A 24344-nucleotide genomic window follows, 5' to 3' on the forward strand; every position below is an offset into this window, starting at 1 on the left:
TCGCATGTGAAGCAGTCGGGCACGACGCGCCGCGCCGTGCGTGCTACACACAGGTCGTGACACCCCACAACGGCACCGCGACCCCACGTCGGGTCTGCGTGCTGTCCGTCCACACGTCCCCCCTCGAACAGCCGGGGACGGGCGATGCGGGCGGCATGAACGTCTACGTCGCGAACACCGCGCGGTGGATGGCGCGGCGCGGCGTGCAGGTGGAGATCTTCACGCGCGCGACGTCGTCCGACCTGCCCTCGGTCGTGGAGTTGATGCCGGGGGTGTCCGTCCGGCACGTGCAGGCCGGGCCGTTCGAGGGGCTCGGCAAGGACGATTTGCCCAGCCAGCTCTGCGCGTTCACGGCGGGTGTGCTGCGCACCGAAGCCCGCCACGAGCCGGGCTACTACGACGTCGTGCACTCGCACTACTGGCTCTCCGGGCAGGTCGGCTGGCTGGCGAGGGACCGGTGGGGTGTCCCGCTCGTGCACAGCGCGCACACGCTGGCGCGGGTCAAGAACGCCGCGCTCGCCGAGGGCGACACCCCGGAGCCGCATGTGCGCGTGATCGGGGAGGACCAGGTCGTGGCTGAGGCCGACCGGCTCGTCGCCAACACCGAGGAGGAGGCCGGCCAGCTCGTCGAGCTGTACGGCGCCGATCCCCGGCGCACCGTCACGATCCCGCCCGGCGTCGACCTCGACCGGTTCGCCCCGGGCGACCGCGCCGCCGCCCGGCGCGCTCTCGGGGTGCCCGCCGACGCCGTCGTGCTCGCCTTCGTTGGCCGGATCCAGCCGCTCAAGGCGCCCGACGTGCTGCTGCGCGCCGCGGCGGAGATGATCGAGCGCGACCCGTCGTTGCGCTCGCGGCTGGTGGTGCTCGTCGCCGGTGGGCCCTCCGGCAGCGGCCTGCAGGAGCCGATGGCGCTGCACGAGCTGGGAACGTCGCTGGGCATCACCGACGTCGTGCGGTTCCTGCCGCCGCTCGCGGGCGCCGACCTCGTGGCGCTCTACCGCGCCGCCGACGTCGTCGCCGTGCCGAGCCACAACGAGTCGTTCGGCCTGGTGGCGATGGAGGCGCAGGCCTGTGGGACGCCCGTCGTCGCCGCGGCGGTCGGCGGTCTGCCCGTCGCCGTGCGGGACGGGCGGACGGGGTTGCTCGTCGACGGCCACGGCGCCGCGCAGTGGGCCGACGCGCTCGCCGCCGTGGCGCTCGACCGCGCGCGCCACGAGCGGTACGCCGCAGCCGCGACGGAGCACGCGCGCGACTTCTCGTGGGAGCGGACCACCGACGCGTTGCTGCGCACCTACGCCGACGCGAAGGTGGAGTTCCTCAAGATGTCCTCTCCGGTGCTCGGCGGCATGATCTGACGATGGACCGCGAGCACGTGATCTCGACGGTGGCCGCCGGCCTCGCCGAGCTGGAGGTCGACCACCACGCCCGTGAGCAGGGCCAGTTCCTCGTCACGCTGCCCGGGACGAACCGCCTGCAGACGCACTGCTGGCTGGTGGTCGGCGAGCACTCCGTTTTCGTGCAGGCGTTCGTGTGCCGGCAGCCCGACGAGGACCACGAGGTCGTCTACCGGTTCCTGCTGCAGCGCAACGCGCGGCTCTACGGCGTGCACTACGCCATCGACCGGATCGGCGACATCCACCTCATCGGCCGGATCGGGCTCGACGCCGTCTCTGCCGCGGAGCTCGACAAGGTGCTCGGCCAGGTGCTGGAGGCCGCCGACGGCGACTTCAACACGCTGCTGGAGCTGGGCTTCGCCTCGTCGATCCGGCGGGAGTACGCCTGGCGGACCGATCGCGGCGAGTCGATCGCGAACCTGCGGGCCTTCGAGCACCTGTTCGCCGACGCCGGAGAGCCCAACGCCGGAGGGCACTGAGTCCGTCACCCGATCGTGACTAGCGGCGACCAACCGAACGGCGCTGCACCTCGTCATCCCTCCTGAGGACCCGACCTGGAGGGGGTAGCTGTGGAGATGCCGCGGTGGTTGCGTTGGCGGAAGCGGTCGATTCGAGCCGCGGGTGCGGTGGTGGTCGTGTGCGCCACCGCGATGGCGCTCGGCGCGTGCGGCGCCAGCAACTCGGGCGGCGGCGACAGCAGCGCGCCGTCGCCCGCTGTCGCCCGCGACGGTGATTCGCTCTCGAGCCCGAGCGAGCTGGCGGGGTCCGCTCCGGCCGCCCCACCCGCGGGCACCGCGGGATCGCCGCAGAAGGCGCCGGCGCCCTCCCCGGACCAGCCGATCACGCCGGTCGGGCGCTCGCTGATCCGCACGGCCCAGCTCGCCGTCGAGGTGGACGACGTCACGATCGCGCACAGCCAGGTGCGCACCGCCGTCGTCGCCGCCGGCGGGTACATCGCCGAGGAGCAGACGTACCGCACCAACGCGTCGATGGTGCTGCGGGTGCCGGCCGCCACGCTCGACAAGGTGACCGACGACGTCTCGGCCCTCGGCACGCCGACCAGCCGGTCGACACAGGTCAGCGACGTCACCGAGCAGGTCGTCGACCTCGGCGCGAGGGTCGCGACCCAGCAGGCCAGCGTCGCGCGGGTGCGCACGCTGCTCGCGCAGGCCACCACGATCGGCGACGTCGTGTCGATCGAGTCGGAGCTGGCGCGCAGGGAGGCCGACCTCGACTCGCTCACCGGCCGCCTCGCCGCGCTGCAGGGTCAGGTCGAGCTTTCCACGCTGACCGTCGACCTCCGCCAGAAGGACGGCGCGAAGCCGGACGCCGAGGAGCCTGGCCCGACGGGCTTCCTGGCCGGGATCGACGCCGGGTGGCGCGGTCTGATGGCGCTCGGCACGATCATCGGCGCGGTCGCCGGCTTCGTGCTGCCGTTCCTGCCGGTCCTGCTGGTGATCGGCGCGATCGTCTGGTACCTGCGGCGGACGATCAAGGCACGTCCGGCGCCGACGCCTGCGCTGGCCGGGGCGGGTGCTGCACCGAGTGGATCGGCACCGAGTGGATCTGCACCGAGTGGATCTGCACCGGGTGGAGCCGCACCTAGTGGCGCTGCACCGAGTGGCCCGGGACCTGACGGGGCGCCATAGGGCCAGGCCAGCCGGGGGGCGGGACGGAGTGGCCCGGGATCTGAGGGGGAGTCATGAACTCGGGCCACTCCGTGTAGTGCCGCCACAGAAACCGTGCGATCGGGGGCATCGGACGGTCTGGGCACCGGCTGTGGCGAGGGGACGCCATGGCCGGTCCGTCCCGGCGAGTGGGGCTCGCCTGCGGACGGAGCCCAACGATGACAGTCGGTGACGGCGATCGACAAGCGTTTCGAGCTACCCCGTTCGGGTGTTTCGGCCGTAGTTTGTGACGGGCCGTGGACGATCAGTGCGATCAAGGGGTGTCGAGTTGTCGATGCCGCCGGGGTTGCACTGGCATGATCCGTCGGCTGGCACAGACGCACGCAAGGGAGCCCGCCATGCCCGTTCGCAGCCCGTATCCGGATGTCGAGATCCCCGACGTGTCGCTCTTCGACTTCCTGTTCACCGACTTCGGTGACCGCGCGGACGCTCCGGCGCTCATCGACGGGAGCACGGGGGCGTCGGTGACGTTCACCGAGCTCAAGGGCGCTGTGCTGAAGATCGCGGCGGCGCTGGCCGAGCGGGGTGTCGGCAAGGGCGATGTCGTGGGCATCTTCGCGCCGAACAACCCGTACTGGGTGGCTGCGTTCCAGGGCGTGTTGCGCGCGAACGGCGTCGTGACCAGTGCGAACTCCCTCTACACCCCCGGTGAGCTGGCCCATCAGCTGCGCGACTCCGGCGCCAAGATGCTGATCACCGTCTCGCCGTTCCTCGACCGCGCCGTCGCGGCGGCGAAGGAGGTGGGGCTGGGTGAGGACGCGATCATCACGCTCGACCCCGCGGAGGGGTACACGTCGCTGCGCGATCTGCTCGCCACGACTGCGCAGCCGCCCGCCCCGGACGTGGCTCCGGGCGACGTCGCTGTTCTGCCCTATTCGTCCGGTACGACGGGCCTAGCCAAAGGGGTAGTGCTCACCCATCGCAACCTGGTGGCGAACCTGTGCCAGGTGGAGCCCGTCTTCGACGTCACACCCGAGAAGAAGCTCCTCGCGGTGCTGCCGTTCTTCCACATCTACGGGATGACCGTGATGATGAACAACGGCCTGCACAACCGGGCGACCGTCGTCACGATGCCGAAGTTCGACCTCCCCGAGTTCCTGCGGATCATCGCCGAGTACGAGGTCGGGAACGTCTACATCGCCCCGCCCGTCGCCGTCGCGCTGGCGAAGCACCCGATCGTCGACCAGTACGACCTCTCGTGCATCGAGACCGTCTTCTCCGGCGCCGCCCCGCTCGACGCCGAGCTCGGGCACGCGGTCGCGAAGCGGCTCGGCTGCCGGGTGCTGCAGGGCTACGGCATGACCGAGCTCTCGCCGGTGAGCCACGTGATCCCGGCCGACCGCCCCGACACCGACCTCAACAGCGTCGGCGTGGCCATCCCCAACGTGGTGTGCAAGCTCGTCGACCCCGAGACCGGTGAGGAGATCGAGCCGGGCGGCCGCGGCGAGCTGTGGGTGAAGGGCCCGAACGTGATGGTCGGGTACCTGAACAACCCGGAGGCCACCGCGATCACCCTCGACGAGGACGGCTACCTGCACACCGGCGACGTCGCGACGGTCACCGACGACGGCATCTTCACGATCGTCGACAGGGTCAAGGAACTGATCAAGTACAAGGGCTACCAGGTGCCGCCGGCCGAGCTGGAGGCGCTGCTCCTGACGAACGACAAGATCGCCGACGCCGCCGTCATCGGCGTGCGCGACGCGGAGGGCGAGGAGGTGCCCAAGGCGTTCGTCGTGCGCCAGGAGTCGGCGGCCGACCTCTCCGCCGACGAGGTTATGACGTTCGTGGCCGAGCGGATCGCGCCGCACAAGAAGGTGCGCGTGGTCGAGTTCATCGACCAGATCCCCAAGTCGGCGTCGGGCAAGATCCTGCGCAAGGACCTGCGGGCGCGGGAGACGCAGCCGGGCTGAGCGCCTCCGCTCACCCTCCGCAACCACCCGCGGCCGCGGGAGGTTCAGGAAAGCCACTTTCATGCAACGTCATTGCAGGAAAGTGGCTTTCCTGACTCCTCGCGGGGGCGACGGAGGGTGACGGGGGTCCGGCGTCGTCAGCGGGAGCTGCATGAGCGCGGCGCTGAACCCCGGCAGCTCCTTGCGGCCCACCTCGGTGAACCCGTAGCTCCGGTAGATCGTCTTGAGCCGCTCGTTGTCCGCCGCGCAGTCGAGTCGGAAGAATTCGGCGCCGGCGTCGAGCCCCATCCGCCCGGCCGCGTCGAGCATCCGCCGGCCCAGTCCCTTCCCGCTGTGGCCCGGCCCGACCATCAGGCCGTGCACGTACACCGCCGTGCCCGGGGTGTCGTCCCAGAACGCCTCGTCCGACCAGAGCACGCGCATCGCCGCCTGCAGCTCACCGCCGGGCGCGAGCAGCCACCACTGCCCGGCCAGCACCTGCGCGGCGACGTGCTCGACATCGACCATGCCGATCGGCCATTGCCGGATCCCGCGCGCGGCCAGCCAGTCCTCACGCGCTCGGCGCATCGCGAAGATCGCTGCGCCGTCGGCCTCGGTGGCGAGGCGGACGTTCGGCTTGTTCACCGCGGCGGGTTGTCCAGGTACTGCGCCTCGCCGTTGCCGAACGACCAGTCGCCCAGCCCGTTCTCGACGAGCGCGACGACGAGGTTGCGCGGGTCGGTCCCGGCTGCGGCCACGTGCTTCGCCAGCGCGCTGTAGAAGGCGCGCTTCAGCTCGTCGCCGCGCCCCTGCCGCAGGAAGACCTGCACGAACACCACGCCGTCGTCGCGGGAGACGCCGAGGAAGCCGGGGTCGTAGACGACCTCGCCGCCACTGCCGCGGAGCACCTGGAAGCGGTCGTCCGGCGGGATGCCGATCGACTCGACCAGCGCGTTGTGCACGGCGTCGCCGAGCGCGCGCAGGCGCTCCGGGTCGGCGGCGACGGCATCGATCCTGACCAGCGGCATGTCGGCTCCTCGGGTTCGGGACTTCGTTCTGCTGCAACCGCGGCAGGGGCGCAGCCCATCTCAGGCATCAGGTGGCGGCGCGCACCAGGCGGAGCTGCCCGATCTCGGCCACGTTCTTGGTCAGCTCCGTGTTCACCCATGCGAGCGTGTGCCCGAGCGTGAATGCGGGGTCGCCCTGCCACGGGAACGTCGCGACCGCGTCGAGGTCGGCGTCGCTCAGCCCGTCGAGGACGTCGACCCAGTCCTTCCGCAGCTCGCGGAGCCACTCCACCGTCTGGACGGCATCGCCGGGCCACCCGACCTCCCTCCGCTCGCGGGGCGTGCGTCCGCGCAGGTGATCGATGGTCACCGACCACCACCAGCCGATGTGCCAGGTGGTCCAGGCGATCGTCGGCACCGGGATCGGGTCGAGGTCCTCCTCCGACCAGTCCGGCACCCAGCTCCCGTCGGCAGCGGGGTGGACGGTCCAGTGCAGCGGCGCGGGCGGCCACAGCGGATCCTCTGCGTCGAGCCGGTCGAGGTGGAACTCGAAGAGCGACCAGGTCAGGTCGAACTGCCACCGCAGCAGTTCGAGGCGGGATGCCGGCACTACCGGATCTTGTCATCGGGACCGTCGTCGGCGCTCCCGAGTTCGTAGGACAGCCACTTCCGTTCGACCTCGGCCCGCAGGTCGACGTCGTGGTGGCGGGCGATGAGCAGGGTGTGGCAGAGGACGTCGGCGAGCTCCGCCGCGAACAGCGCGTCCAGCTCCGCCTGGCCCATGCCCTTCGCGCGCGCCTGGGCCGTCCGCATCAGGTGCGCCTGCGTGAGCTCACCGACCTCCTCGTGCAGCTTCATCACGTGCCAGTCGGCGGTGCGGTCGAACCCGAATCCGGCGGCGTAGCGCTGCGAGATCGCCTCGACCCGGTCGGTCAGCTCACGAAGGTCCACAGCACGTCAGCGTGCCGAACGCTGCGCTCGATCACGTGAACGGCGGCGTGCCGGCCGCGTTGCGCAGGCGGATCCCGCCGAACCCCAGCGTGCTGTCCACCACCGCCGCCCAGAACTCCTGCAGGCGGGGGAGCACCCGCAGCTGGATCCCCGCCTCGTCGTGCAGCGCGAGCAGGTCGCCGACACGCTCGGGTGGCCCGAGCGGCCGGACGACCTGCGTCGAGACGTGCGCGTGCGGCTCGGGCTCGCCGAGCGGCTCGAACGGTCCGGCCGGCAGGCGGTAGGCGAACACCGAGGTGGTGCGGATCCGATCGAGCCACCCGTACTCGACGGCGTGCACCCTGCTCCCGCCGCCGGGGCCGATGACGTGCGCCGCGTCGGCCGCGATGGTCGTGCCGGTGGTCCACGCCATCACGCGCGGGCACTGCCGCGGGAACCAGTAGCCGGGCGCCCGCTCGGCGTCGACGGCCCACACGTACGCCGTCTCCTTTCGAGCCGTGGCCGCGACGTGCGGGGCGAACCCGGTGATCGTGGGGTCCTCGGAGAAATGCAGCACCTCGCCGGGCGATGGACGCATGGGGCTGATCCTCGCGCGCCGGGTCGGGGCTGCCTCTACCGCCAGCCGTGGCCGTTTCGGCACCTCCGCCCGGGCGGCGGCCCGGGTTCAGGTGGCCGCGCGGCCCTGCAACTCCTCGTCACAGGGGCCACGGATCCACGACGAGCCGAGGCCACTCCGACCGCCACCTCCGCGCCTTGCGCTCGTACACCTCCCGCGGCGCGAGCACGGGGTTGGGCCGCACGCGCATGGCGAAGAGGTCGTCGAAGCCGTGCGGCGCGTAGACCTCCTCCTTCGCTCCGATGCCGAAGCAGCACGTCGTCGAGGCGAAGTGGTCGATGGCGTCCCGCGAGCCGGTGAACGGAGCGGCGGGCACTCCGAACTTCTCCTCGTACCAGAGGTGCACCCGTGCCTCGTTGCGCACCTCGATCGTCGCGTCGAGGTCCGCGAACAGCGCCGCGGCCTTTCGGATCACCGCGTCCTCGGCGTCCCAGGAGAGGTCCGAGTCGTCGAAGTAGAAGAAGTCGTAGTCCGAGATCCCGGCGCGGGGATCACGCCCGTCGAGGACGTTCCACACGGTCTGGAACACCGCCCCTGCCGTCAACCACCAGTCTGGGAGGGCGAGGTCCGGGGCCCTTCCGAGGACCGCGACGTTGATCGGGTTCCGGCGGACGGCATCGAGGAATCGCGTGTGCTGGTCCACGTCACCATGATCCCGGCGCGGGACTGGTCACCGCCCGCCGTATCCGGAAAGCTCGGCACCGTGCAGAAGTCGTCGACATCCAGGAACGTGACCGAGCTCCGCCGCGACCGTCCCTTCGACGGGGCGGGCGGGGACACCGGCTCCGTCGTCGACAGCGTCGGCGTCGCGGGCAGCGTCGCCGTTGCGGGCAGTGCGGGGGTGGCCGGGTCCATCGCCGTCGCGGGCAGCGCCGGCGTCGCGGGGTCCGTCGCGGTGGCGGGCAGCGTCGCGGTGGCCGGGAGCGTGGCGACGGCGGGCAGCGCCGGGGTGGCCGGGAGCGTCGTGACGCTGCTCGGGGTCGCGATCCGCGCCTGCATCGCTACGGTGGCGTGCATCAACTGCCGCGGCTGCATCGCGTGCGTCGGGTGCGTGGACTGCGTCGGGTGCATCGGCTGCGTCGGGTGCGTCGGCCTGCGCGGCGCGGTGGGCCAGCGCGGCGTGGTCGCAGCCTGAGCCGGCGCGGGCGGCACGCGCGGGTGGTGCCAGGAAAGTGGCTTTCCTGGCACCACAGGACAGGAAAGTGGCTTTCCTGGCACCCCGCCGGCCACCCGGATATGACCGGGTGTGACGTGACCGGGTCGGGGCTGTCGGGCCGCCGCACTACAGTCGGGGGCATGCGCGGATTCGCGGTCAGCTCCAGGCCGCCGCAGCCCCGGCCGCCAGGCCCAGCCCGGCCGCGGCCAGGCCGGCCAGCACCGATCCCATGGCGTTGACCAGCGCCGTCCACCTCCGACCACGCGAAATGAGCTGCACGGTCTCGTAGCCGAACGTCGAGTACGTGGTCAGCGCGCCGCAGAAGCCGGTGCCCAGCAACGCCGCGACGACGGGCGACGAGCCCGCGCCGAGCACCACCCCGAGCACGAACGAGCCCACGACGTTCACCACGAACGTCCCCCAGGGGAAGGCGTCGCCGAGCCGCCGTCGCAGCACCAGGTCGGTCAGGTAGCGCAGCGGTGCCCCGACGGCGGCGCCGAGCACGACCATCAGCGCGATCACGCCCGGCCCCTCTCCGCCACCCGGATGCCGAGCCAGGTCGCGAGCACGGCGGCGAGCAGCGTGCCGGCGACGTAGCCGCCCGCTTCCACGTACCGGCCAGCGAGCAGGAGCTGCTGAGCGTCGACCGAGTAAGTGGAGAACGTCGTGAAGCCGCCGAGCACACCGGTCGTGAGGAACGGCCGCGCGAGCGGATGCCGCTCGCCGAGCAGGACGATCACAACCCCGATCAGGAAGCAGCCGGCGACGTTGATCGCGAACGTGGCCATCGGCCAGGGCAGCGACAAGCCCACGCCGTAGCGGGCGAGCGCGCCGGTCGCGCCGCCCGCGGCCACCGCGGCGAAGACGCGCCACTGCCCGCTCGGCACCATGACGTAGGTCTAACACAGCGGAGCGGCTGGTGATCACGTGCATGCGGTGTGTGAGTGAGGCCACCCCACCAGCGCAAGCAGGGTGCTTGCAAGAGCTAGCACACGGAGGTAGCGTGGTTTTCGCAAGGGACGGAGGTGAGCGGCAGTGACAGAGTCCGGCAAATCGCAGTCGATGGCCGAGAAGCAGGCCGAACGCGTCGTGCACAGGGTCGAGCAGGTGGGCCAGGTGGTCGAGCAGGCCGGTCACGCCGTCGGGCAAGCGGTCGACGACATCGGTAGCTACATCCGCAGCCAGCGGGAAGGTGCGCAGGTCTCCCTGCGCCAGCTCGCCAAAACGGCCGGTGTCAGCAACCCCTACCTCAGCCAGATCGAGCGCGGGTTGCGCAAGCCGTCGGCCGAGATCCTCCAGCAGATCGCGAGGGGCCTGCGGATCTCCGCGGAAGCCCTGTACGTGAAGGCCGGGATCCTCGACGAGAGGCCGGCGAGCGTCGTCACGGACGCCGTGCTCGCCGATCCGACCCTGACGGAGCGCCAGAAGCAGGTGCTCCTCGACATCTACCAGTCATTCCGCAAGGAGAACGACGCGAACGTCGTCCCTGGCGGTGCAGAAGCTACAGAGAAGGAGTGACCATCATGGCCGTATCGCTGCCGACCGCCGCTGACGTCCGCAAGGTCCGTGAGCAGGCTGCCAAGAACGCCGCAGAGCGTGCCGAGATCGCCCGCACCCCGCTGCTGGCCGTCCTGGGCGCCGGTGACCTCGCGGTCACGTCCGTGTCCAAGGCCGTCATCGAGGCCCGGGCCCGCGCCACCGCGCAGGCCGAGGGTGTGCAGGCGCGTGTCGCCGAGCTGCCGCAGCGCTTCACCGCCGACGAGCTGCGCAAGATCGTCGCGGAGCTGCGCACGCAGGCCGAGCAGGCCTACGTCGACTTCGCGGAGCGCGGCGAGAAGGCGTGGGGCAAGATCCGCACGCAGCCGCAGGTCAAGCAGGCCATCGAGACGCTCGAGGGCTACAGCGAGAAGCTCGACGCCCGCGTCGACGTCCTGGTGGACGACGCGCACGACGCCGCCGAGAAGGCGCTTGCCGCCGTCACCACCCAGACCCGCTCCACCGGCGAGCGTGTCGCCCGTGCGACCCAGCGCTTCAGCGGCCAGGCCGCCGAGGCCGTGACGGAGGCGGGCAAGACCGTCGCCGAGAACATCGAAGAGGCCGGTGACGAGGCGGCGCACGAGACCCGCAGCGCCACCCGCAAGGCCGCCAGCCGCACCGCGCCGAAGACCGCGCCGAAGACCGCGCCGAAGACCGAGGCCAAGGCGCCGGCCAAGCCGGCAGCCCGCAAGCCGGCCACCCGCTCGACGGGTGCCGCGAACGGGAGCAAGACCACCAGCTGAGCTGGTTCCGCAATACCATGCGCCCCCGAGGTCTCCCGCGCCTCGGGGGCGCTGCCCTGTCCGGATACGGCCCTTGCACGTAGTCTGAAGGCGTGAATCTGCTGTACGACCTCGACGACTACGTGCTGTACGGGCTCTGGATACTCGCGATGCCGGTGGGGGCCTACGCGTTCATCCACGCACTCATGCAGCGAGCCGAGGCCTTCACGGCAGCCGACAAGTTGACCAAACCGGCGTGGCTCGGGATCACCGGCGCGAGCCTGCTCGTGCTCATCGTCTTCCGCGACGGCCCCGGTGGCAGCGGCACCCTCTTCTGGCTCGCCGCGCTCGTCGCCGTGCTCGTCTACATCGTCGACGTCAAGCCGGCAGTCGTCGGCGTACAGGGCGGCGGCCAGCGCTGGTGAACGAATGGTCCGTGCTCGGCACCCTCGTCGCGGTGCCCGCTCTCGATCGTCCTGACCTGCTCGCCGACCCCGTTGCGCATGCTCTGAAGCTGCTCGACCCCGCCGACGCCGCACGCGTCGGCGTCGCCGAGATCGACCCCGGTCTCGCCGATACCGCGCAGTTCTGCGAGGCGTACGGCTCCCCGATGGACGGCTCGGCCAACTGCGTCGTCGTCGCCGGCCGTCGCGGCGAGGACACCCGCTACGCGGCGTGCCTGGTGCTCGCGAGCACCCGCGCCGACGTGAACGGGCTGGTCCGCAAGCGGCTCAACGCCCGCAAGGCGTCGTTCGCGCCGATGGACGACGCCGTCGCGCTCTCCGGCATGGAGTACGGCGGCATCACGCCCGTCGGGCTGCCCGAGGGGTGGCCGGTGCTGGTCGACGCCGCCGTTGCGGCCGCGCCCGCCGTCGTCATCGGCAGCGGCGTGCGGCACTCGAAGCTGGCGCTGCCCGGCTCGCTGGCCGCCGCCCTCCCGGGCGCCGAGGTGATCGAGGGCCTCGCCCGCTGATCGGGAGTCCTACCGCGCGTCACCGCCACGCTCCGCCTGCATCGGAGATGGCGGAGGCGCATCGTGGGATTACCCAACCCTGGTCCTTGCTTCAGGATGAGCGTCACCGGCACCGTGGTGATCGTGCTGGTCGCGCTCATCGCCGCGATCGATCTCGCCTCAGCCATGCCACTCGTGTGGAGGGCTGACCTTCTTGGGTCCGTCCCGGCCCGTGAGTAGGAGCCCAGCACGGACCTGGTCGTTGCGGGAGCCTGGTCGCAGCCCTCACCTTGGGCTGCACGTTCGCCTTCATCGCCGCCGACCTGATGTTCGTCACATGGTGCGGGGAAGCGCGCACCAACTCGCTCGGAGCCTTGCGGACCAGCCCTGATTGGGTGGTCTGGACAAGGTTCCCGCCAGCGGACCTGCACGACATGTGGCGTGTTCTCGCGCGATGGGCGCCGGCCGGGGTGTCGCCGCCGATGATCGGTTGGAACACGGCCTGGGGATCCGGGGCGTTCGCCCACTTCGTCACGGGACTCTTCGATACGGCGCGGACACCGCTGGAGCTGGACGCAGCGACGGCCGCCTGGACGGTCAGCGCGATCAGTTACATCGCAGCCGCTTGGCTGGTCGGGCTGGGCCTGCACGTGGTTGCCGGCGTCGCCGTCATCGTGTGGCTGCGCAGGGCGAGGGCGAACGCCGAGCAGCTCTACCCGGCCGGGCACTTCCGGTACGGCGCCGGCTGGGCGATCGGTTCCTGGTTCGTCCCGATCATGAACCTGGTCGTCCCCTTCAAGATCGTCGGCGAGGTGTGGACGGCCAGCAGGCCCGGCCTCGGCCTGGAGGCCGCCGAGCTGTCCCGTCAGCCGACCGACCCGAGGGTCGGCTGGTGGTGGGCGTGCTGGCTCGGGTCGTGGGCCGTCAGCTGGATCTCCGCCCGGGTGCCGGGATCGCCCGCGGCGCTCGGGTTGTTGAGCACGGTGTCGGCCCTCTTGGAGATCGGCGCCGCGGTGCTGCTCATCGTGATCGTCCGCCGGATCAGCAGGTGACAGGGCGTCTGACAGGGCGTCCGGCGGGTATTGAGCCGAGTAGGCTCAAAGTTCCTGCGTTCACTCGCAGCGGACTTGCTTGAGCGCTGGAACAAGTTCAACGGTGTAACTGTTGGACGGGGCATGACAGAGACGCTGAAGCTGCCGGTGCTTCCGCTCGCCGACTCGGTGGTGCTGCCCGGCATGGTGGTTCCCGTCCGGCTCGACCAGCCGGACATCCAGGCAGCGGTCGACGCAGCTCAGAGCGTCGATCGCCAGGTGCTCATCGTTCCACGGCTCGACGGCAAGTACGCCGCCGTCGGCACGATCGCCGTCCTCGAGCAGGTCGGCAGGCTCCCCAGCGGTGAGAAGGCCGCTGTCGTCCGCGGCGAAGGCCGCGCGCAGATCGGGTCCGGCGTGACCGGCCCCGGCGCCGCACTGTGGGTCGAGGCCACCCCGGTGCCCGAGCAGCCCGTGACGGGCAAGGCCACCGAGCTGGCCAAGGAGTACAAGGCGCTGGTCGTCGGGATCCTGCAGCAGCGCGGCGCGTGGCAGGTCGTCGATTCGGTGCAGCAGATCACCGACCCCGGCCAGCTCGCCGACACCGCAGGTTGGGCGTCCTACCTCGACCTCGAGCACAAGGCGCAGCTGCTCGCAGAGACCGACGTGGTCAAGCGGCTGGAGCTGCTGATCGAGTGGACCCGCGAGCACGTCGCCGAGCAGGAGGTCTCCGAGAAGATCGCCAGCGACGTCCGCGAGGGCATGGAGAAGACACAGCGGGAGTTCCTGCTGCGCCAGCAGCTGGCCGCGATCCGCAAGGAGCTCGGCGAGGACGAGCCCGAGGGCGCCGACGACTACCGCACCCGCGTCGAGGCCGCCGACCTGCCCGACCACGTCCGCAAGGCTGCGCTGACCGAGGTCGGCAAGCTGGAGCGGGCGTCGGACCAGAGTCCCGAATCGGGCTGGATCCGCACGTGGCTCGACACCGTGCTCGACATCCCGTGGAAGACCACCACCGACGACTCCGACGACCTCGTCGCCGCCCGCGCGATCCTCGATTCCGACCACGCCGGCCTGGACGACGTCAAGGAGCGGCTGATCGAGTTCCTGGCCGTCCGCTCGCGGCGCGAGCGCAAGGGCATGGAGAAGGTCGGCGGCCGCGGCTCCGGTGCCGTGCTGTCGCTGGTCGGTCCGCCCGGGGTGGGTAAGACCTCGCTCGGCGAGTCCGTCGCGCGGGCGCTCGGCCGCAAGTTCGTCCGTGTCGCCCTCGGCGGTGTGCGCGACGAGGCCGAGATCCGCGGCCACCGGCGCACCTACGTCGGTGCGCTGCCCGGCCGGATCGTCCGGGCCATCCGCGAGGCGGGCTCGATGAACCCGGTCGTGCTGCTCGACGAGATCGACAAGGTCGGCAGCGACTTCCGGGGCGACCCGACCGCGGCGCTGCTCGAGGTGCTCGACCCCGCGCAGAACCACACGTTCCGCGACCACTACCTCGAGGTCGACCTCGACCTGTCCGACGTGCTGTTCCTGGCGACGGCCAACGCCTACGACACCATCCCCGGCCCGCTGCTGGACCGCATGGAGGTCGTGACGCTCGACGGCTACACCGAGGCGGAGAAGGTCGCCATCGCGCGCGACCACCTGCTGCCGCGCCAGGTCGAGAAGGCCGGGCTGGAGCCGTCCGACGTCGACTTCTCCGACGTGGCCCTCGGCATGATCGCCGCGGAGTACACGCGGGAGGCCGGCGTGCGGCAGCTGGAGCAGGGCCTCGCGAAGGTCCTGCGCAAGGTCGCCGTGGCGCTCGACTCGGGCACCGAATCGCCCGTCCACGTAGACGCCGACGCGCTGGTCACCTACCTCGGCCGGCCGAAGTTCACGCCGGAATCGGCGGAGCGGACGTCGGTGCCGGGCGTCGCGACCGGGCTCGCGGTCACCGGCGCCGGTGGTGACGTCCTGTTCATCGAGGCCACCTCGATGGCGGGTGACCCGGGCCTGACGTTGACCGGACAGCTCGGCGACGTCATGAAGGAGTCCGTCTCGATCGCGCTGAGCTACCTGCGGTCGAAGGGGCTGGCCGGCGACCTGGCCTCGCGCAAGCTGCACGTCCACGTGCCGGCCGGCGCGGTCCCGAAGGACGGCCCGAGCGCAGGCATCACGATGACGACGGCGCTCGCGTCGCTCGCGTCGGGACGGCCCGTGAAGGCGACCGTCGGCATGACGGGCGAGGTCACGCTGCAGGGCAAGGTGCTCCCGATCGGGGGGGTCAAGCAGAAGCTGCTGGCCGCGCACCGGGCGGGCCTGACCGACGTGATCATCCCGAAGCGCAACGAGCCCGACCTCGACGACCTGCCGGAGTCGGTGCGCAACGAGCTGCGGGTGCACCCCGTGGCCGATGTGGCGGAGGTGCTGGAGCTGGCTCTCGAGCCGGCGAAGGTGGCCGTGGCCGCCTGATCCTGATCACCGCCTGACGGGTGGTCGCGTGGTTCTCCACGCGACCACCCGTTTGCGTATCGCGGGCCGGTTAATGCTGCTCCTTCCAGCAGCGACGTCACCCCGGACGTCCTGAGGAGGAGACATGACCCAGACGATCGGCGACGGGCTCGCGGCACTGCGATCGGCGATGGAGGGGATCGTGCTGATCCCCGGCGACGGCGACGCGTACGACGACGGCAGGCGGGTGTGGAACGGCGGCATCGACCGGCGTCCCGGCGTCATCGCGCGCTGCGCCTCGACGGCCGACGTCGTGGCGGCTGTCGACTTCGCGCGGGAGTACAACCTCGAACTGGCCGTGCGCGGCGGCGCGCACAACACGTCCGGCACCGCGGTCTGCGACGGCGGCCTCATGATCGACCTGAGCCGGCTGAACGCGGTGACCGTCGACCCGGGAGCGCGCACGGCGCTCGTCGGCGGCGGCGCTTTGCTCGGCGACGTCGACGCGGCCTGCCAGGCGCACGGTCTCGCCGTCCCGGCCGGCGTCGTCAGCCATACCGGCGTCGGCGGGCTCACGCTCGGCGGCGGCATGGGCTGGCTGACGCCCAAGCTCGGGCTGACGATCGACAACCTGCTCTCGGCGGAGGTCGTCCTGGCCGACGGGCGGGTGGTGCGTGCGGCCGCGGACGAGCACCCCGACCTGTTCTGGGCGCTGCGCGGCGGCGGCGGGAACTTCGGCGTGGTCACCCGGTTCGAGTTCCGCCTGCACGAGGTCGGCCCGATGATCGACTTCGCGCTGCTGTTCTGGAGCCTCGAAAAGGGCGCCGACGTGCTCACGCACGTGCGGGACGTCGTGGCGGGGCTCCCGGAGGACATCTCGTCGGCGATCCTGCTGATGAACGCCCCGCCGGCGCCGTTCGTCCCCGAACAGCACCACTTCGCCGCCGGGTACGCGTTGGTCCTTCCCGGCTTCGGGGCGTCGCAGGCCCACGCGGAGATCGTGGCCGCCATCCGCGACGCACTGCCGCCGCTGTTCGAGCTGGTCACGCCGATGCCGTACGTCGCGCTGCAGCAGCTGATCGACGAGGCCACGGCGTGGGGGTTCCACGTCTACGAGAAGGCCACCTACGTGGAGGACCTGACGGACGACGTCATCGACGTGATCGTCGAGCACGGCCGGCGCAAGAACTCGCCGCTCTCCCTCATGCAGTTGACGCGCCTCGACGGTGCCTACAGCCGTGTCGGCGACGACGAGACGGCGTTCGGCGGCGGCCGGTCCCCGCGCTACTCCGTCGCGATCGTCGGGATGGCGCCCGACCCGGACCTGCTCGCGCTCGACCGCAACTGGGTGCGGGAGGTGTGGGACGCCTTGCGACCGCACGCCATCGGCAACGGCGAGGGGTACGTCAACATGCTGGACCAGTACGGCGAGGAGCGGATGCGCGCGACGTACGGCAACGCCAAGTACGAGCGGCTCGCCCGGATCAAGGGCGAGTACGACCCCGGAAACCTCCTCCACCTGAACGCCAACATCAAGCCGGCCTGAGCGCGACCGCCGGGCATGCGGTGTGCCGGCCCGGGCATTGTCGGTGCATGACCTTCGAGCTGCCTGATCCGGCCACCGAGTTCGGCACCCGCGTCGCGAAGCGCCTCAGCGACGACGTCGTCGTGTGGCTGACGGTCGTCGACTCGTCCGGTACGCCGCAGCCGGGACCGATCTGGTTCGTGTGGGACGGGGAGACGGCCCTGCTGTACAGCCGCGCCGACGCGAAGCGGCTCGTGCACATGCGCACCAACCCACGGGTCTCGCTGAACCTCGACAGCGCCGACGGCGACGACGTCGTCGTGCTGACCGGCGAGATCGCCGAGAGCCCCGACGACCCGGCCATCCCCGAGAACCCGACCTACCTCGCCAAGTACGGCGAGCGGATCACCAAGGGCTGGGGGACGGCGGAGCAGTTCGGGTCGATCTACTCGGTGCCGCTGCGCTTCCGCCCCACCCGCGTGCGCGGCTTCTGAACTTGCGGGTGCGGACGCCGACTTCCCCACCGTTTTGCCAACCTGCACGCCGTTTCGCCCGTGCAGGTTGGCAAAACGGTGGGGAACTTCAGCGGAAGACGACGGTCTTGTTGCCGTGGACGAGCACCCGGTCCTCCAGGTGCCAGCGCAGGCCGCGGCTGAGCACGAGCCGTTCGATGTCGCGCCCGCGGCGCACCATGTCGGCGGCCGTGTCGCCGTGGTCGACCCGGATCACGTCCTGCTCGATGATCGGGCCGGCGTCCAGGTCGGGCGTCACGTAGTGGCAGGTCGCGCCGATCAGCTTGACGCCGCGCGCGTACGCCTGGTGGTACGGCCGGGCGCCGACGAACGACGGCAGGAAGCTGTGGTGGATGTTGATCGCCCGGCGGGCCCACCGCTCGCACAGCTGCGGCGGCAGGATCTGCATGAACCGCGCCAGCACGATCGCGTCCGGGCTGTGCTTCTCGACGAGGTCGGTGAGCTCGGCGAACGCCTTCGCCTTCGCCGCCGCTCTGCTGCCGTTGCCCGGCAACGGGAAGTCGACGTGGTGGAACGGCACGTCGTGGGCGCGCACGATGTCGCCTAGCGAGTCGTGGTTGCCGATCACGGCGTCGAGCTCGACGGGCAGCTCACCCGCCGTCACCCGGCCCAGCAGGTCGTGGAGGCAGTGCGACTCCTTGCTGACCAGCACGACGGCCCGCTTCGGTTCGCCGGTGTCGGTCACCCGCCAGTCGGCGTTGCCGCCCAGCTCCGCCGCGACCTCGGCGAACCGCTGCCGCAGCTCCGTCGCGTCGAACGACAGCGAGTCGGCGCGCACGACCTGCCGCGTGAAGAACCAGCCCGTCGCGGGGTCGGAGTGGTAACCGGCCTCGACGATCCAGCCGCCGGCTTCGGCGAGGAACCCGGAGATCCTCGCGACGATGCCGGTGGTGTCGGGGCAGGCCAGCGTGATGACGTACTGCCGTTCCGGTGCTGCGTCCACGGGCGTCAGTGCTCCTTCGACATCCATTCGGTCGCGAACTTGACCTCGGCCACCAGCAGGTTCTTGATCTGCTCGGCGACGAATCCCTCGATCCGGCCCCCGAAGATGGGCACGTTGACCGAGACCGCGACGTTCACCCGGAAGTCCGAGCCGCCCGGGGCGTCCACCAGCTCCATCCCGCCCGACGCCGAACCCGGCATCGCCCGCACCGAGACCTCGACGGTGCCGGCGTAGCTGCCCGGCCCGCGGCGGCTCCAGGTCTCCGACCGTTCGATCTCCAGGTCGCCCGGCAGGAAGCTGCGCAGCGCCGACGGGACGTCACGCGAGTCGATGCCGTGCCGCAGCCGGTAGCGGGCGCTCTGCTCATCGGCCTGGTGCTCGAGCAGCGCCGCGTTCTTGCCGCCGAGCTGCGCGAGGCGGGCGTTGAGATAGGCGGGATCGACCAAGGTCGCGTAGGCGGCGTCGGCCGGCTTGGGGAACGACGACCGGAAGTCGAGCGGACTGGCCATGGGCGCAGACCATACTTGACCACCAGGTACCAGCTGCTGACCGCCGCCGACGGGTGCGGACGGCCCGGCTACGGTGCATGGCGTGCCTGCTTCCGACCTCGCCGCCGTGCCGCTCGCGCCGCTGACGACGCTGCGGATGGGCGGCCCGGCGCGCCGGTTCGTCGAGGCGACCACCGCGGAGGCCGTCGTCGAGGAGATCCGGGCCGCCGACGCCGCGCAGGAGCCGGTGCTGCTGCTCGGCGGCGGCTCCAACGTCGTGATCGCCGATTCCGGCTGGCCCGGCACGGTCGTCCGGGTCGCGAGCACGGGCCGCCGGATCGACCGCAACCCCGACGGTGGGCTGCTGCTCACCGTCGAGGCGGGCGAGGACTGGGACGAGGTCGTCGCGGGCTGCGTCGCCGACGGCGTCGGCGGGCTGGAATGCCTTTCCGGCATTCCCGGGCGGACGGGCGCGACGCCGGTGCAGAACGTCGGCGCGTACGGCGTCGAGGTGTCGGAGCTGCTCGTCGACGTCGACCTCTACGACCGGCGCGCCGACGTCGTCCGCTCCCACGTCCCCGCCGCCGAGCTGGGCCTCGGCTACCGCACGAGCACGTTGAAGGGTCGGTCCGACGCGATCGTCCTGCGGGTGCGGTTCGCGCTGCCCGGCGGCGCGCGGAGCGCCCCGATCGCGTATGCGGAACTGGCGCGCACGCTCGGCGTCGAGACCGGCGCGACGGTACCGACGCACGTCGCCCGGGAAGCGGTGCTCGGCCTGCGCCAGGGGAAGGGCATGGTGCTCGACGCCGCCGACCACGACACGTGGAGCGCCGGCTCGTTCTTCACCAACCCGATCGTTCCCGAGTCGCAGGCGCCGGAGGGCGCCCCGCGGTGGCCGGCCGGCGCGGGCCTGGTGAAGCTGCCCGCGGCGTGGCTCATCGAGCGCTCGGGGTTCCGCCGCGGCCATCCCGGCCCTGGTGGACGGGTTGCGCTGTCCGGGCGGCATGTGCTTGCGCTCACGAACCGCGGTGCCGGCACGACGGCCGACCTGTTGGCCCTCGCGACGGAGGTCCGGGACGGCGCCCGCCGCGAGACGGGCATCGAGCTGCGCCCCGAACCGGTGCTGATCGGCTGTGATCTTTGACAACGATGGTGGCCTCGCGGCGTCGGTAGCCTCGAAGAGAGCCTTCGGGCGAAAGGGGACGACCAACGATGCGCCGCATCCTGCTACTGCTCGCCGTGATCCTCGTGGGATCGGTCGGCGTGGTCACCGCCGTGGCCGCCGCCGGCGGCAGCGGTCTCCCGCAGGTGCTGCCACCGCCCGTCCCGCCCGCGGTGGTGACCTACACGCCGGCCGCGGGTGCCGCCGACGTCGATGCCGCCGCGCCGGCGTCGGTCACGGTTCAGGAGGGGACCTTCGAGGAGGTCACGCTCACCGCCGAGGGCGCACCCGCCGAAGGCGCCCTCAACGCCGAGCGCACGCAGTGGAGCAGTACGGCGCCGCTCGCCGCCGGCACGTCCTACACCTGGGGCGGCACCGTCAAGGGCCGCGACGGCAACACCGTGCCGTTGCAGGGCTCGTTCGCGACGAAGGCGCCGTCGAGGCTCGTGCGGGGCACGCTCAACATCGGCGACGGGCGCACGGTCGGGGTCGCGGCCCCGATCCGCATCCAGTTCAACTCCCACGTCACCGACCGGGCGGCCGTCGAGCGCGCGCTGACCATCACCACGTCGGTGCCGGTCGAGGGCTCGTGGGGCTGGCTCCCCGACGAGGGCGGCGGCTCCCGGGTCGACTACCGGCCCAAGGAGTACTGGCCCACGGGGACGAAGGTGACGGTCACCGCGAAGCTGCGCGGCGTCAATTACGGCGACGACGCTGCGGGTGCCGCTGACATCTCCTCGACGTTCCGCATCGGCTCCGCGCAGGTCGTGAAGGCCGACGTGAACAGCCACCGCATGATCGTCATGCGGGACGGCGTGCAGGTCGCCGACTTCCCCGCCAGCTACGGCCTGGCGTCCGACCCCGAGCGCAACACCCGCTCCGGCATCCACGTGGTCAGCGAGAAGTTCACCGACAAGCGCATGGTGAGCGAGCGCTACGACTACGACCTGATCGAGAAGTGGGCCGTCCGGATCAGCAACAACGGCGAGTTCATCCACGCCAACCCGGCCTCGGCCGGCGCGCAGGGCTCCGCGAACGTCACGCACGGGTGCGTCAACCTCTCGATCGAGGACGCCGAGGCGTACTACAACATGGCGCAGTACGGCGACCCCGTCGAGGTCACGGGCACCCCGATCGCGCTCTCGGCGCGCGACGGCGACATCTGGGACTGGACGTTGAGCTGGGAGCAGTGGAAGGCGCTCTCCGCGCTCGACTGAACCGGGGCGCGGGCGGGTACGGATCTGGCATGCGACCCGACGAGCTGGGACAGCAGATCAACAGCCGTGCCGAACCGCTGCCGGAGGAACGAGCGGCCGAGCACGGCGACGAGGACCGCCGCGCGGAGGCGGCGGAGATCCTGCGCGACTCGGAGGAGCGGGTCGAGGAGGCCGTCGACGCCCCGACGCCCGGCGACGCGGCCGACGAGTCGCGCAGCAGCGCGGAAACCACCCCACCCCCGTAGAACTTCCCCACCGTTTTGTGCACCTGCGCGCCCGTACGGCGCGCATCCGCCCAAAACGGTGGGGAAGTTCGGGCCGGCTCGACCCAGTGGGGTGACCGCAAGCACGCCGGAGCGCAGAAGTTGCCCACCGTTTTGCCAACCTGCACACCCGCAAGGCCGTGCAGGTTGGCAAAACGGTGGGGAAGTTGGGGGCCGGCCACGGAGTTCCCCATCGTTTTGGGCACTTGCGCGCCTGCGGAGCGCGCATCCACCCAAAACGGTGGGGAAGTTGCGCCTGAGCCTCAGGCCTCCCGGTAGGCGCGGGTGGCGCTGGCCTGCGCGCGGGGCTTCACGACGATCTGGTCGAGGTTGACGTTGCTGGGGCGGGTGGCGGCGAACGCGATGACGTCGGCGATGTCGTCGGCGGTCAGCGGCGTGATGCCCTTGTAGACATCCGCCGCGCGTTGCGCGTCGCCGTCGAACCTGACCAGCGAGAAGTCGGTCTCCACCATCCCCGGCAGGATCTCCGTCAGCCGGACGGGCTGCCCGAGCAGCTCGCCGCGCAGAGTGCGGTGCAGAACGCCCTGCGCATGCTTCGCGCCGGTGTAGCCGGCGCCGTTGTCGTAGATCTCGACGCCCGCGATCGACGTGACGGTGACGATGTGGCCGTCGCCGGAGGCGATCAGGGCCGGCAGCAGCGCCTTTGTGACCCGCAGCGTGCCCAGCACGTTCGTCTCGAACATCCACCGCCAGTCGTCCTCGTCGGCCTGCGCCACCGGTTCGAGACCCTTCGCCCCGCCGGCGTTGTTGACCAGCAGCTTCGCGTCGGGGACGGCCGCAGCGAAGGCGTCGACCGACTCGTTGTCGGTGACGTCGAGCCGCACCGCCGTGCCGTCGATCTCGGCGGCGATCTCGGCGCAGCGGTCGACCCTGCGGGCCCCGAGCACGACGTGGAACCCGGACTTCGCGAGCGCTCGGGCGGTGGCGGCGCCGATGCCCGAACTGGCTCCGGTCACGACAGCGGTGGGGCGCTCAGTCATGCGACCAGCCTAGATCGATCGCTACTCCACGCCCTGTTGCGCCGTCCGGGACCCGCGCCGCGCCGCCGCCCGCTGCCATGTGAAGACACCCCAGCCGAACGCACCGAGCCCGGCCCCGGCGACGCACGTGGTGAACCAGATGTCGAGCGGCCACGCCCCCACCAGCCACGCCACCAGCAGCACCACCGCGCCGACCAGCCACACCGTCGTACCGATGGCGATGACGGTGCTCACGCGGCTGAACCGGGCCGGCAGTGGTGGAGGTTCGATCACGACTCGAGTCTATGGCGCTGATCAGCCCTTACGGTGTGCGCGTGATCGAGAGACTGTTCCGGGTGTCCGAGCGCGGGTCGAGCGTGGGGCGCGAGCTGCGCGGTGGGCTCGTCACCTTCGTCACGATGGCCTACATCGTCGTGCTGAACCCGCTGATCGTCGGCAGCTTCGCCCCGTCGGGCCCGGGCGCGAAGACGGACGCGCTCGGCAACGTCCTGGGTGTGTCGCAGGTGGCGGCCGTCACGGCGCTGGTGGCGGGCGTGATGACGATCCTGATGGGTCTCATCGCCAACTACCCGTTCGCGATCGCCACCGGCCTGGGCATCAACGCGTTCGTCGTCTTCACGATCGCGCCGCTGATGAGCTGGCCGGAGGCGATGGGCCTGGTCGTCGTCGACGGCATCATCGTCTTCGCGCTCGCCGCGACCGGCTTCCGCACCGCGGTGTTCAACGTGATCCCGCCCTCGCTGAAGGCCGCGATCGCGGTCGGGATCGGCCTTTTCATCGCGTTCATCGGGTTCGTCGACGCCGGGTTCGTCCGCCGCATCGCCGACGCCGCCAACACGACGGTCCCGGTGGGGCTGGGCATCGCCAACTCGATCGCGTCGTGGCCGACCTTCGTCTTCTGCGTCGGGCTGCTGGTCACGGGGCTGCTGGTCGCCCGCGGCGTCCGTGCCGGCCTGCTCATCGGGGTCGCGATCACGACCGTGCTCGCGATCGTCGTCGAAGCGATCGTGCAGGTCGGGCCGTCGCGCGGGACCGACCCGCAGGGCTGGTCGCTCTCGGTGCCGACGCTGCCGGAGAGCATCATCGGCCTGCCCGACCTCTCGCTCGTCGGCTCGTTCTCCTTCGGCGCGTTCATCCACGTCGACCTGCTGACGGTGCTGCTGCTCGTGTTCACGCTCGTGCTCGCCGACTTCTTCGACACGATGGGCACCGTCACCGGCCTCGGCAAGCAGGCCGAGCTCATGTCGAAGGACGGGCAGCTGCCGGGCATCGGCAAGGTGCTGATGGTCGACGCGGCGGCAGCCGTCGCCGGCGGCGCCGCGTCGAGCTCGTCGAACACCGTCTACATCGAGTCGGCCTCCGGCATCGCCGAGGGCGCGCGCACCGGCCTCGCGAACGTGCTGACCGGCGTGCTGTTCCTGCTCGCGATGTTCTTCACGCCGCTCTACACGATCGTCCCGATCGAGGCGGCCGCCCCGGCGCTGGTGGTGGTCGGCGCGCTGATGATGCGGCAGATCACCGAGATCGACTTCTCGGAGCTGCGCATCGCGCTGCCGGCGTTCCTGACGATCGTGGTGATGCCGTTCACGTACTCGATCGCCAACGGCATCGGCGCGGGCTTCGTCTCCTACGTCGTGATCGCCGCCGCGACGGGCCGGGCGCGCACCATCCACCCGCTGATGTGGGTGATCTCGGTGGCCTTCGTCGGGTACTTCGCGATCGGCCCGATCCAAGCTCTCTTCGCGTAGCCCTTGCCATCAGAAGAGAGGTTAGGCTAACCTTTGCTCGTCGCTTCGTGGTGGGAGCGGCGCGTCAGTTCGGGAAACGGTATCGGGGT

29 protein-coding genes are annotated in these 24344 nt (G+C 71.2%); 17 read left to right on the top strand and 12 right to left on the bottom strand.

The window, feature by feature from the left end; all coding sequences use genetic code 11:
- Positions 1-56: 56 nt before the first annotated feature.
- From mshA to LL648_RS08010, 4 genes are all read left to right on the top strand, one after another.
- Positions 57-1355 carry a D-inositol-3-phosphate glycosyltransferase gene (gene mshA, locus LL648_RS07995; protein ID WP_232661761.1) on the top strand — a complete coding sequence of 433 codons (1299 nt, stop codon included), beginning with the start codon at positions 57-59 and terminating at the stop codon, positions 1353-1355.
- 2 nt (positions 1356-1357) lie between these two features.
- Positions 1358-1873: a YbjN domain-containing protein gene (locus LL648_RS08000; RefSeq protein ID WP_232661762.1), complete on the top strand. Its 516-nt coding sequence runs from the start codon at positions 1358-1360 to the stop codon at positions 1871-1873.
- Positions 1874-2029: 156 nt separating this feature from the next.
- The gene (locus LL648_RS08005; protein ID WP_232661763.1) at positions 2030-3043 is read left to right on the top strand and encodes a DUF4349 domain-containing protein; all 1014 of its coding nucleotides are present in this window, start codon (positions 2030-2032) and stop codon (positions 3041-3043) included.
- 377 nt (positions 3044-3420) lie between these two features.
- Complete coding sequence (locus LL648_RS08010) at positions 3421-4995, top strand: AMP-binding protein (RefSeq protein WP_232661764.1); 1575 nt, start codon at positions 3421-3423, stop codon at positions 4993-4995.
- Positions 4996-5064: 69 nt separating this feature from the next.
- On the opposite strand, the gene LL648_RS08015 is transcribed toward LL648_RS08010, so the two are convergent.
- The 6 genes from LL648_RS08015 to LL648_RS08040 form a co-directional block, all read right to left on the bottom strand.
- Positions 5065-5619, bottom strand: a complete 555-nt coding sequence (locus LL648_RS08015) for a GNAT family N-acetyltransferase (protein ID WP_232661765.1) — start codon at positions 5617-5619, stop codon at positions 5065-5067.
- A complete protein-coding gene (locus LL648_RS08020; protein WP_232661766.1) occupies positions 5616-6002 on the bottom strand; it encodes a tautomerase family protein in 387 nt (128 codons plus the stop codon). The genes LL648_RS08015 and LL648_RS08020 overlap by 4 nt, the downstream gene beginning before the upstream one ends.
- Before the next feature lie 67 nt (positions 6003-6069).
- Complete coding sequence (locus LL648_RS08025) at positions 6070-6591, bottom strand: DinB family protein (protein ID WP_232661767.1); 522 nt, start codon at positions 6589-6591, stop codon at positions 6070-6072.
- Positions 6591-6932: a hypothetical protein gene (locus LL648_RS08030; protein WP_232661768.1), complete on the bottom strand. Its 342-nt coding sequence runs from the start codon at positions 6930-6932 to the stop codon at positions 6591-6593. The genes LL648_RS08025 and LL648_RS08030 overlap by 1 nt, the downstream gene beginning before the upstream one ends.
- Positions 6933-6963: 31 nt before the next feature.
- Positions 6964-7509, bottom strand: a complete 546-nt coding sequence (locus tag LL648_RS08035; RefSeq protein WP_232661769.1) for a DUF6886 family protein — start codon at positions 7507-7509, stop codon at positions 6964-6966.
- A gap of 118 nt (positions 7510-7627) precedes the next feature.
- Complete coding sequence (locus LL648_RS08040) at positions 7628-8191, bottom strand: nucleotidyltransferase family protein (protein WP_232661770.1); 564 nt, start codon at positions 8189-8191, stop codon at positions 7628-7630.
- A gap of 87 nt (positions 8192-8278) precedes the next feature.
- Here LL648_RS08040 and LL648_RS08045 point away from each other — a divergent pair, with 87 nt between their 5' ends.
- Positions 8279-8683 (top strand): hypothetical protein, encoded by a 405-nt coding sequence (locus LL648_RS08045; protein WP_232661771.1) that lies wholly within the window; start codon positions 8279-8281, stop codon positions 8681-8683.
- A 177-nt stretch (positions 8684-8860) separates the two neighbouring features.
- Here the strand turns inward: LL648_RS08045 and crcB are convergent, their stop codons facing one another.
- Together crcB and LL648_RS08055 are read right to left on the bottom strand one after the other, a co-directional pair.
- Positions 8861-9226: a fluoride efflux transporter CrcB gene (gene crcB, locus LL648_RS08050; protein WP_232661772.1), complete on the bottom strand. Its 366-nt coding sequence runs from the start codon at positions 9224-9226 to the stop codon at positions 8861-8863.
- Positions 9223-9594, bottom strand: coding sequence for a fluoride efflux transporter FluC (locus tag LL648_RS08055; RefSeq protein ID WP_232661773.1), 372 nt, complete (start codon positions 9592-9594; stop codon positions 9223-9225). The genes crcB and LL648_RS08055 overlap by 4 nt, the downstream gene beginning before the upstream one ends.
- Before the next feature lie 217 nt (positions 9595-9811).
- Here LL648_RS08055 and LL648_RS08060 point away from each other — a divergent pair, with 217 nt between their 5' ends.
- The 8 genes from LL648_RS08060 (at position 9812) to LL648_RS08095 (ending at position 17394) form a co-directional block, all read left to right on the top strand.
- Entirely contained in the window at positions 9812-10222 is a 411-nt protein-coding gene (locus tag LL648_RS08060) for a helix-turn-helix domain-containing protein (protein ID WP_374112009.1), read from the top strand.
- 5 nt (positions 10223-10227) lie between these two features.
- Positions 10228-10983, top strand: a complete 756-nt coding sequence (locus LL648_RS08065) for a hypothetical protein (protein ID WP_232661774.1) — start codon at positions 10228-10230, stop codon at positions 10981-10983.
- 101 nt (positions 10984-11084) lie between these two features.
- Complete coding sequence (locus LL648_RS08070; RefSeq protein WP_255684921.1) at positions 11085-11387, top strand: DUF2516 family protein; 303 nt, start codon at positions 11085-11087, stop codon at positions 11385-11387.
- Positions 11384-11935 carry a YbaK/EbsC family protein gene (locus tag LL648_RS08075; protein ID WP_232661775.1) on the top strand — a complete coding sequence of 184 codons (552 nt, stop codon included), beginning with the start codon at positions 11384-11386 and terminating at the stop codon, positions 11933-11935. Before LL648_RS08070 ends, LL648_RS08075 begins: the two co-directional genes overlap by 4 nt.
- Positions 11936-12396: 461 nt before the next feature.
- Positions 12397-12966: a DUF4328 domain-containing protein gene (locus tag LL648_RS08080; protein WP_232661776.1), complete on the top strand. Its 570-nt coding sequence runs from the start codon at positions 12397-12399 to the stop codon at positions 12964-12966.
- Between the two features lie 123 nt (positions 12967-13089).
- Positions 13090-15396, top strand: coding sequence for an endopeptidase La (gene lon / locus LL648_RS08085; protein WP_232661777.1), 2307 nt, complete (start codon positions 13090-13092; stop codon positions 15394-15396).
- 124 nt (positions 15397-15520) lie between these two features.
- Positions 15521-16921 carry an FAD-binding oxidoreductase gene (locus LL648_RS08090; protein ID WP_232661778.1) on the top strand — a complete coding sequence of 467 codons (1401 nt, stop codon included), beginning with the start codon at positions 15521-15523 and terminating at the stop codon, positions 16919-16921.
- A gap of 47 nt (positions 16922-16968) precedes the next feature.
- Positions 16969-17394 (top strand): TIGR03667 family PPOX class F420-dependent oxidoreductase, encoded by a 426-nt coding sequence (locus LL648_RS08095; RefSeq protein ID WP_232661779.1) that lies wholly within the window; start codon positions 16969-16971, stop codon positions 17392-17394.
- An 88-nt stretch (positions 17395-17482) separates the two neighbouring features.
- On the opposite strand, the gene purU is transcribed toward LL648_RS08095, so the two are convergent.
- On the bottom strand, positions 17483-18376 hold the full coding sequence (gene purU / locus LL648_RS08100; protein ID WP_374112000.1) for a formyltetrahydrofolate deformylase: 894 nt from the start codon (positions 18374-18376) through the stop codon (positions 17483-17485).
- 5 nt (positions 18377-18381) lie between these two features.
- Positions 18382-18885 (bottom strand): DUF2505 domain-containing protein, encoded by a 504-nt coding sequence (locus LL648_RS08105; protein ID WP_232661781.1) that lies wholly within the window; start codon positions 18883-18885, stop codon positions 18382-18384.
- Positions 18886-19021: 136 nt separating this feature from the next.
- On the opposite strand from LL648_RS08105, the gene LL648_RS08110 reads away from it, so the two are divergent.
- The 3 genes from LL648_RS08110 (at position 19022) to LL648_RS08120 (ending at position 21488) form a co-directional block, all read left to right on the top strand.
- Positions 19022-20008 (top strand): UDP-N-acetylmuramate dehydrogenase, encoded by a 987-nt coding sequence (locus LL648_RS08110; RefSeq protein WP_232661876.1) that lies wholly within the window; start codon positions 19022-19024, stop codon positions 20006-20008.
- A 68-nt stretch (positions 20009-20076) separates the two neighbouring features.
- Positions 20077-21243 carry a L,D-transpeptidase gene (locus LL648_RS08115; RefSeq protein ID WP_232661782.1) on the top strand — a complete coding sequence of 389 codons (1167 nt, stop codon included), beginning with the start codon at positions 20077-20079 and terminating at the stop codon, positions 21241-21243.
- Positions 21244-21272: 29 nt separating this feature from the next.
- Positions 21273-21488: a hypothetical protein gene (locus tag LL648_RS08120; RefSeq protein WP_232661783.1), complete on the top strand. Its 216-nt coding sequence runs from the start codon at positions 21273-21275 to the stop codon at positions 21486-21488.
- A gap of 281 nt (positions 21489-21769) precedes the next feature.
- Here LL648_RS08120 and LL648_RS08125 read toward each other — a convergent pair whose 3' ends face one another.
- Together LL648_RS08125 and LL648_RS08130 are read right to left on the bottom strand one after the other, a co-directional pair.
- Positions 21770-22507: an SDR family NAD(P)-dependent oxidoreductase gene (locus LL648_RS08125; protein ID WP_232661784.1), complete on the bottom strand. Its 738-nt coding sequence runs from the start codon at positions 22505-22507 to the stop codon at positions 21770-21772.
- 21 nt (positions 22508-22528) lie between these two features.
- Positions 22529-22780: a DUF2530 domain-containing protein gene (locus LL648_RS08130; RefSeq protein WP_232661785.1), complete on the bottom strand. Its 252-nt coding sequence runs from the start codon at positions 22778-22780 to the stop codon at positions 22529-22531.
- 41 nt (positions 22781-22821) lie between these two features.
- Between LL648_RS08130 and LL648_RS08135 the strand changes: the two genes are divergently transcribed.
- Positions 22822-24255 (top strand): NCS2 family permease, encoded by a 1434-nt coding sequence (locus tag LL648_RS08135; RefSeq protein WP_374112001.1) that lies wholly within the window; start codon positions 22822-22824, stop codon positions 24253-24255.
- Positions 24256-24344: the final 89 nt, after the last annotated feature.

It is taken from the genome of Pseudonocardia sp. TRM90224, assembly GCF_021245725.1.
Taxonomy (GTDB): domain Bacteria; phylum Actinomycetota; class Actinomycetes; order Mycobacteriales; family Pseudonocardiaceae; genus Pseudonocardia.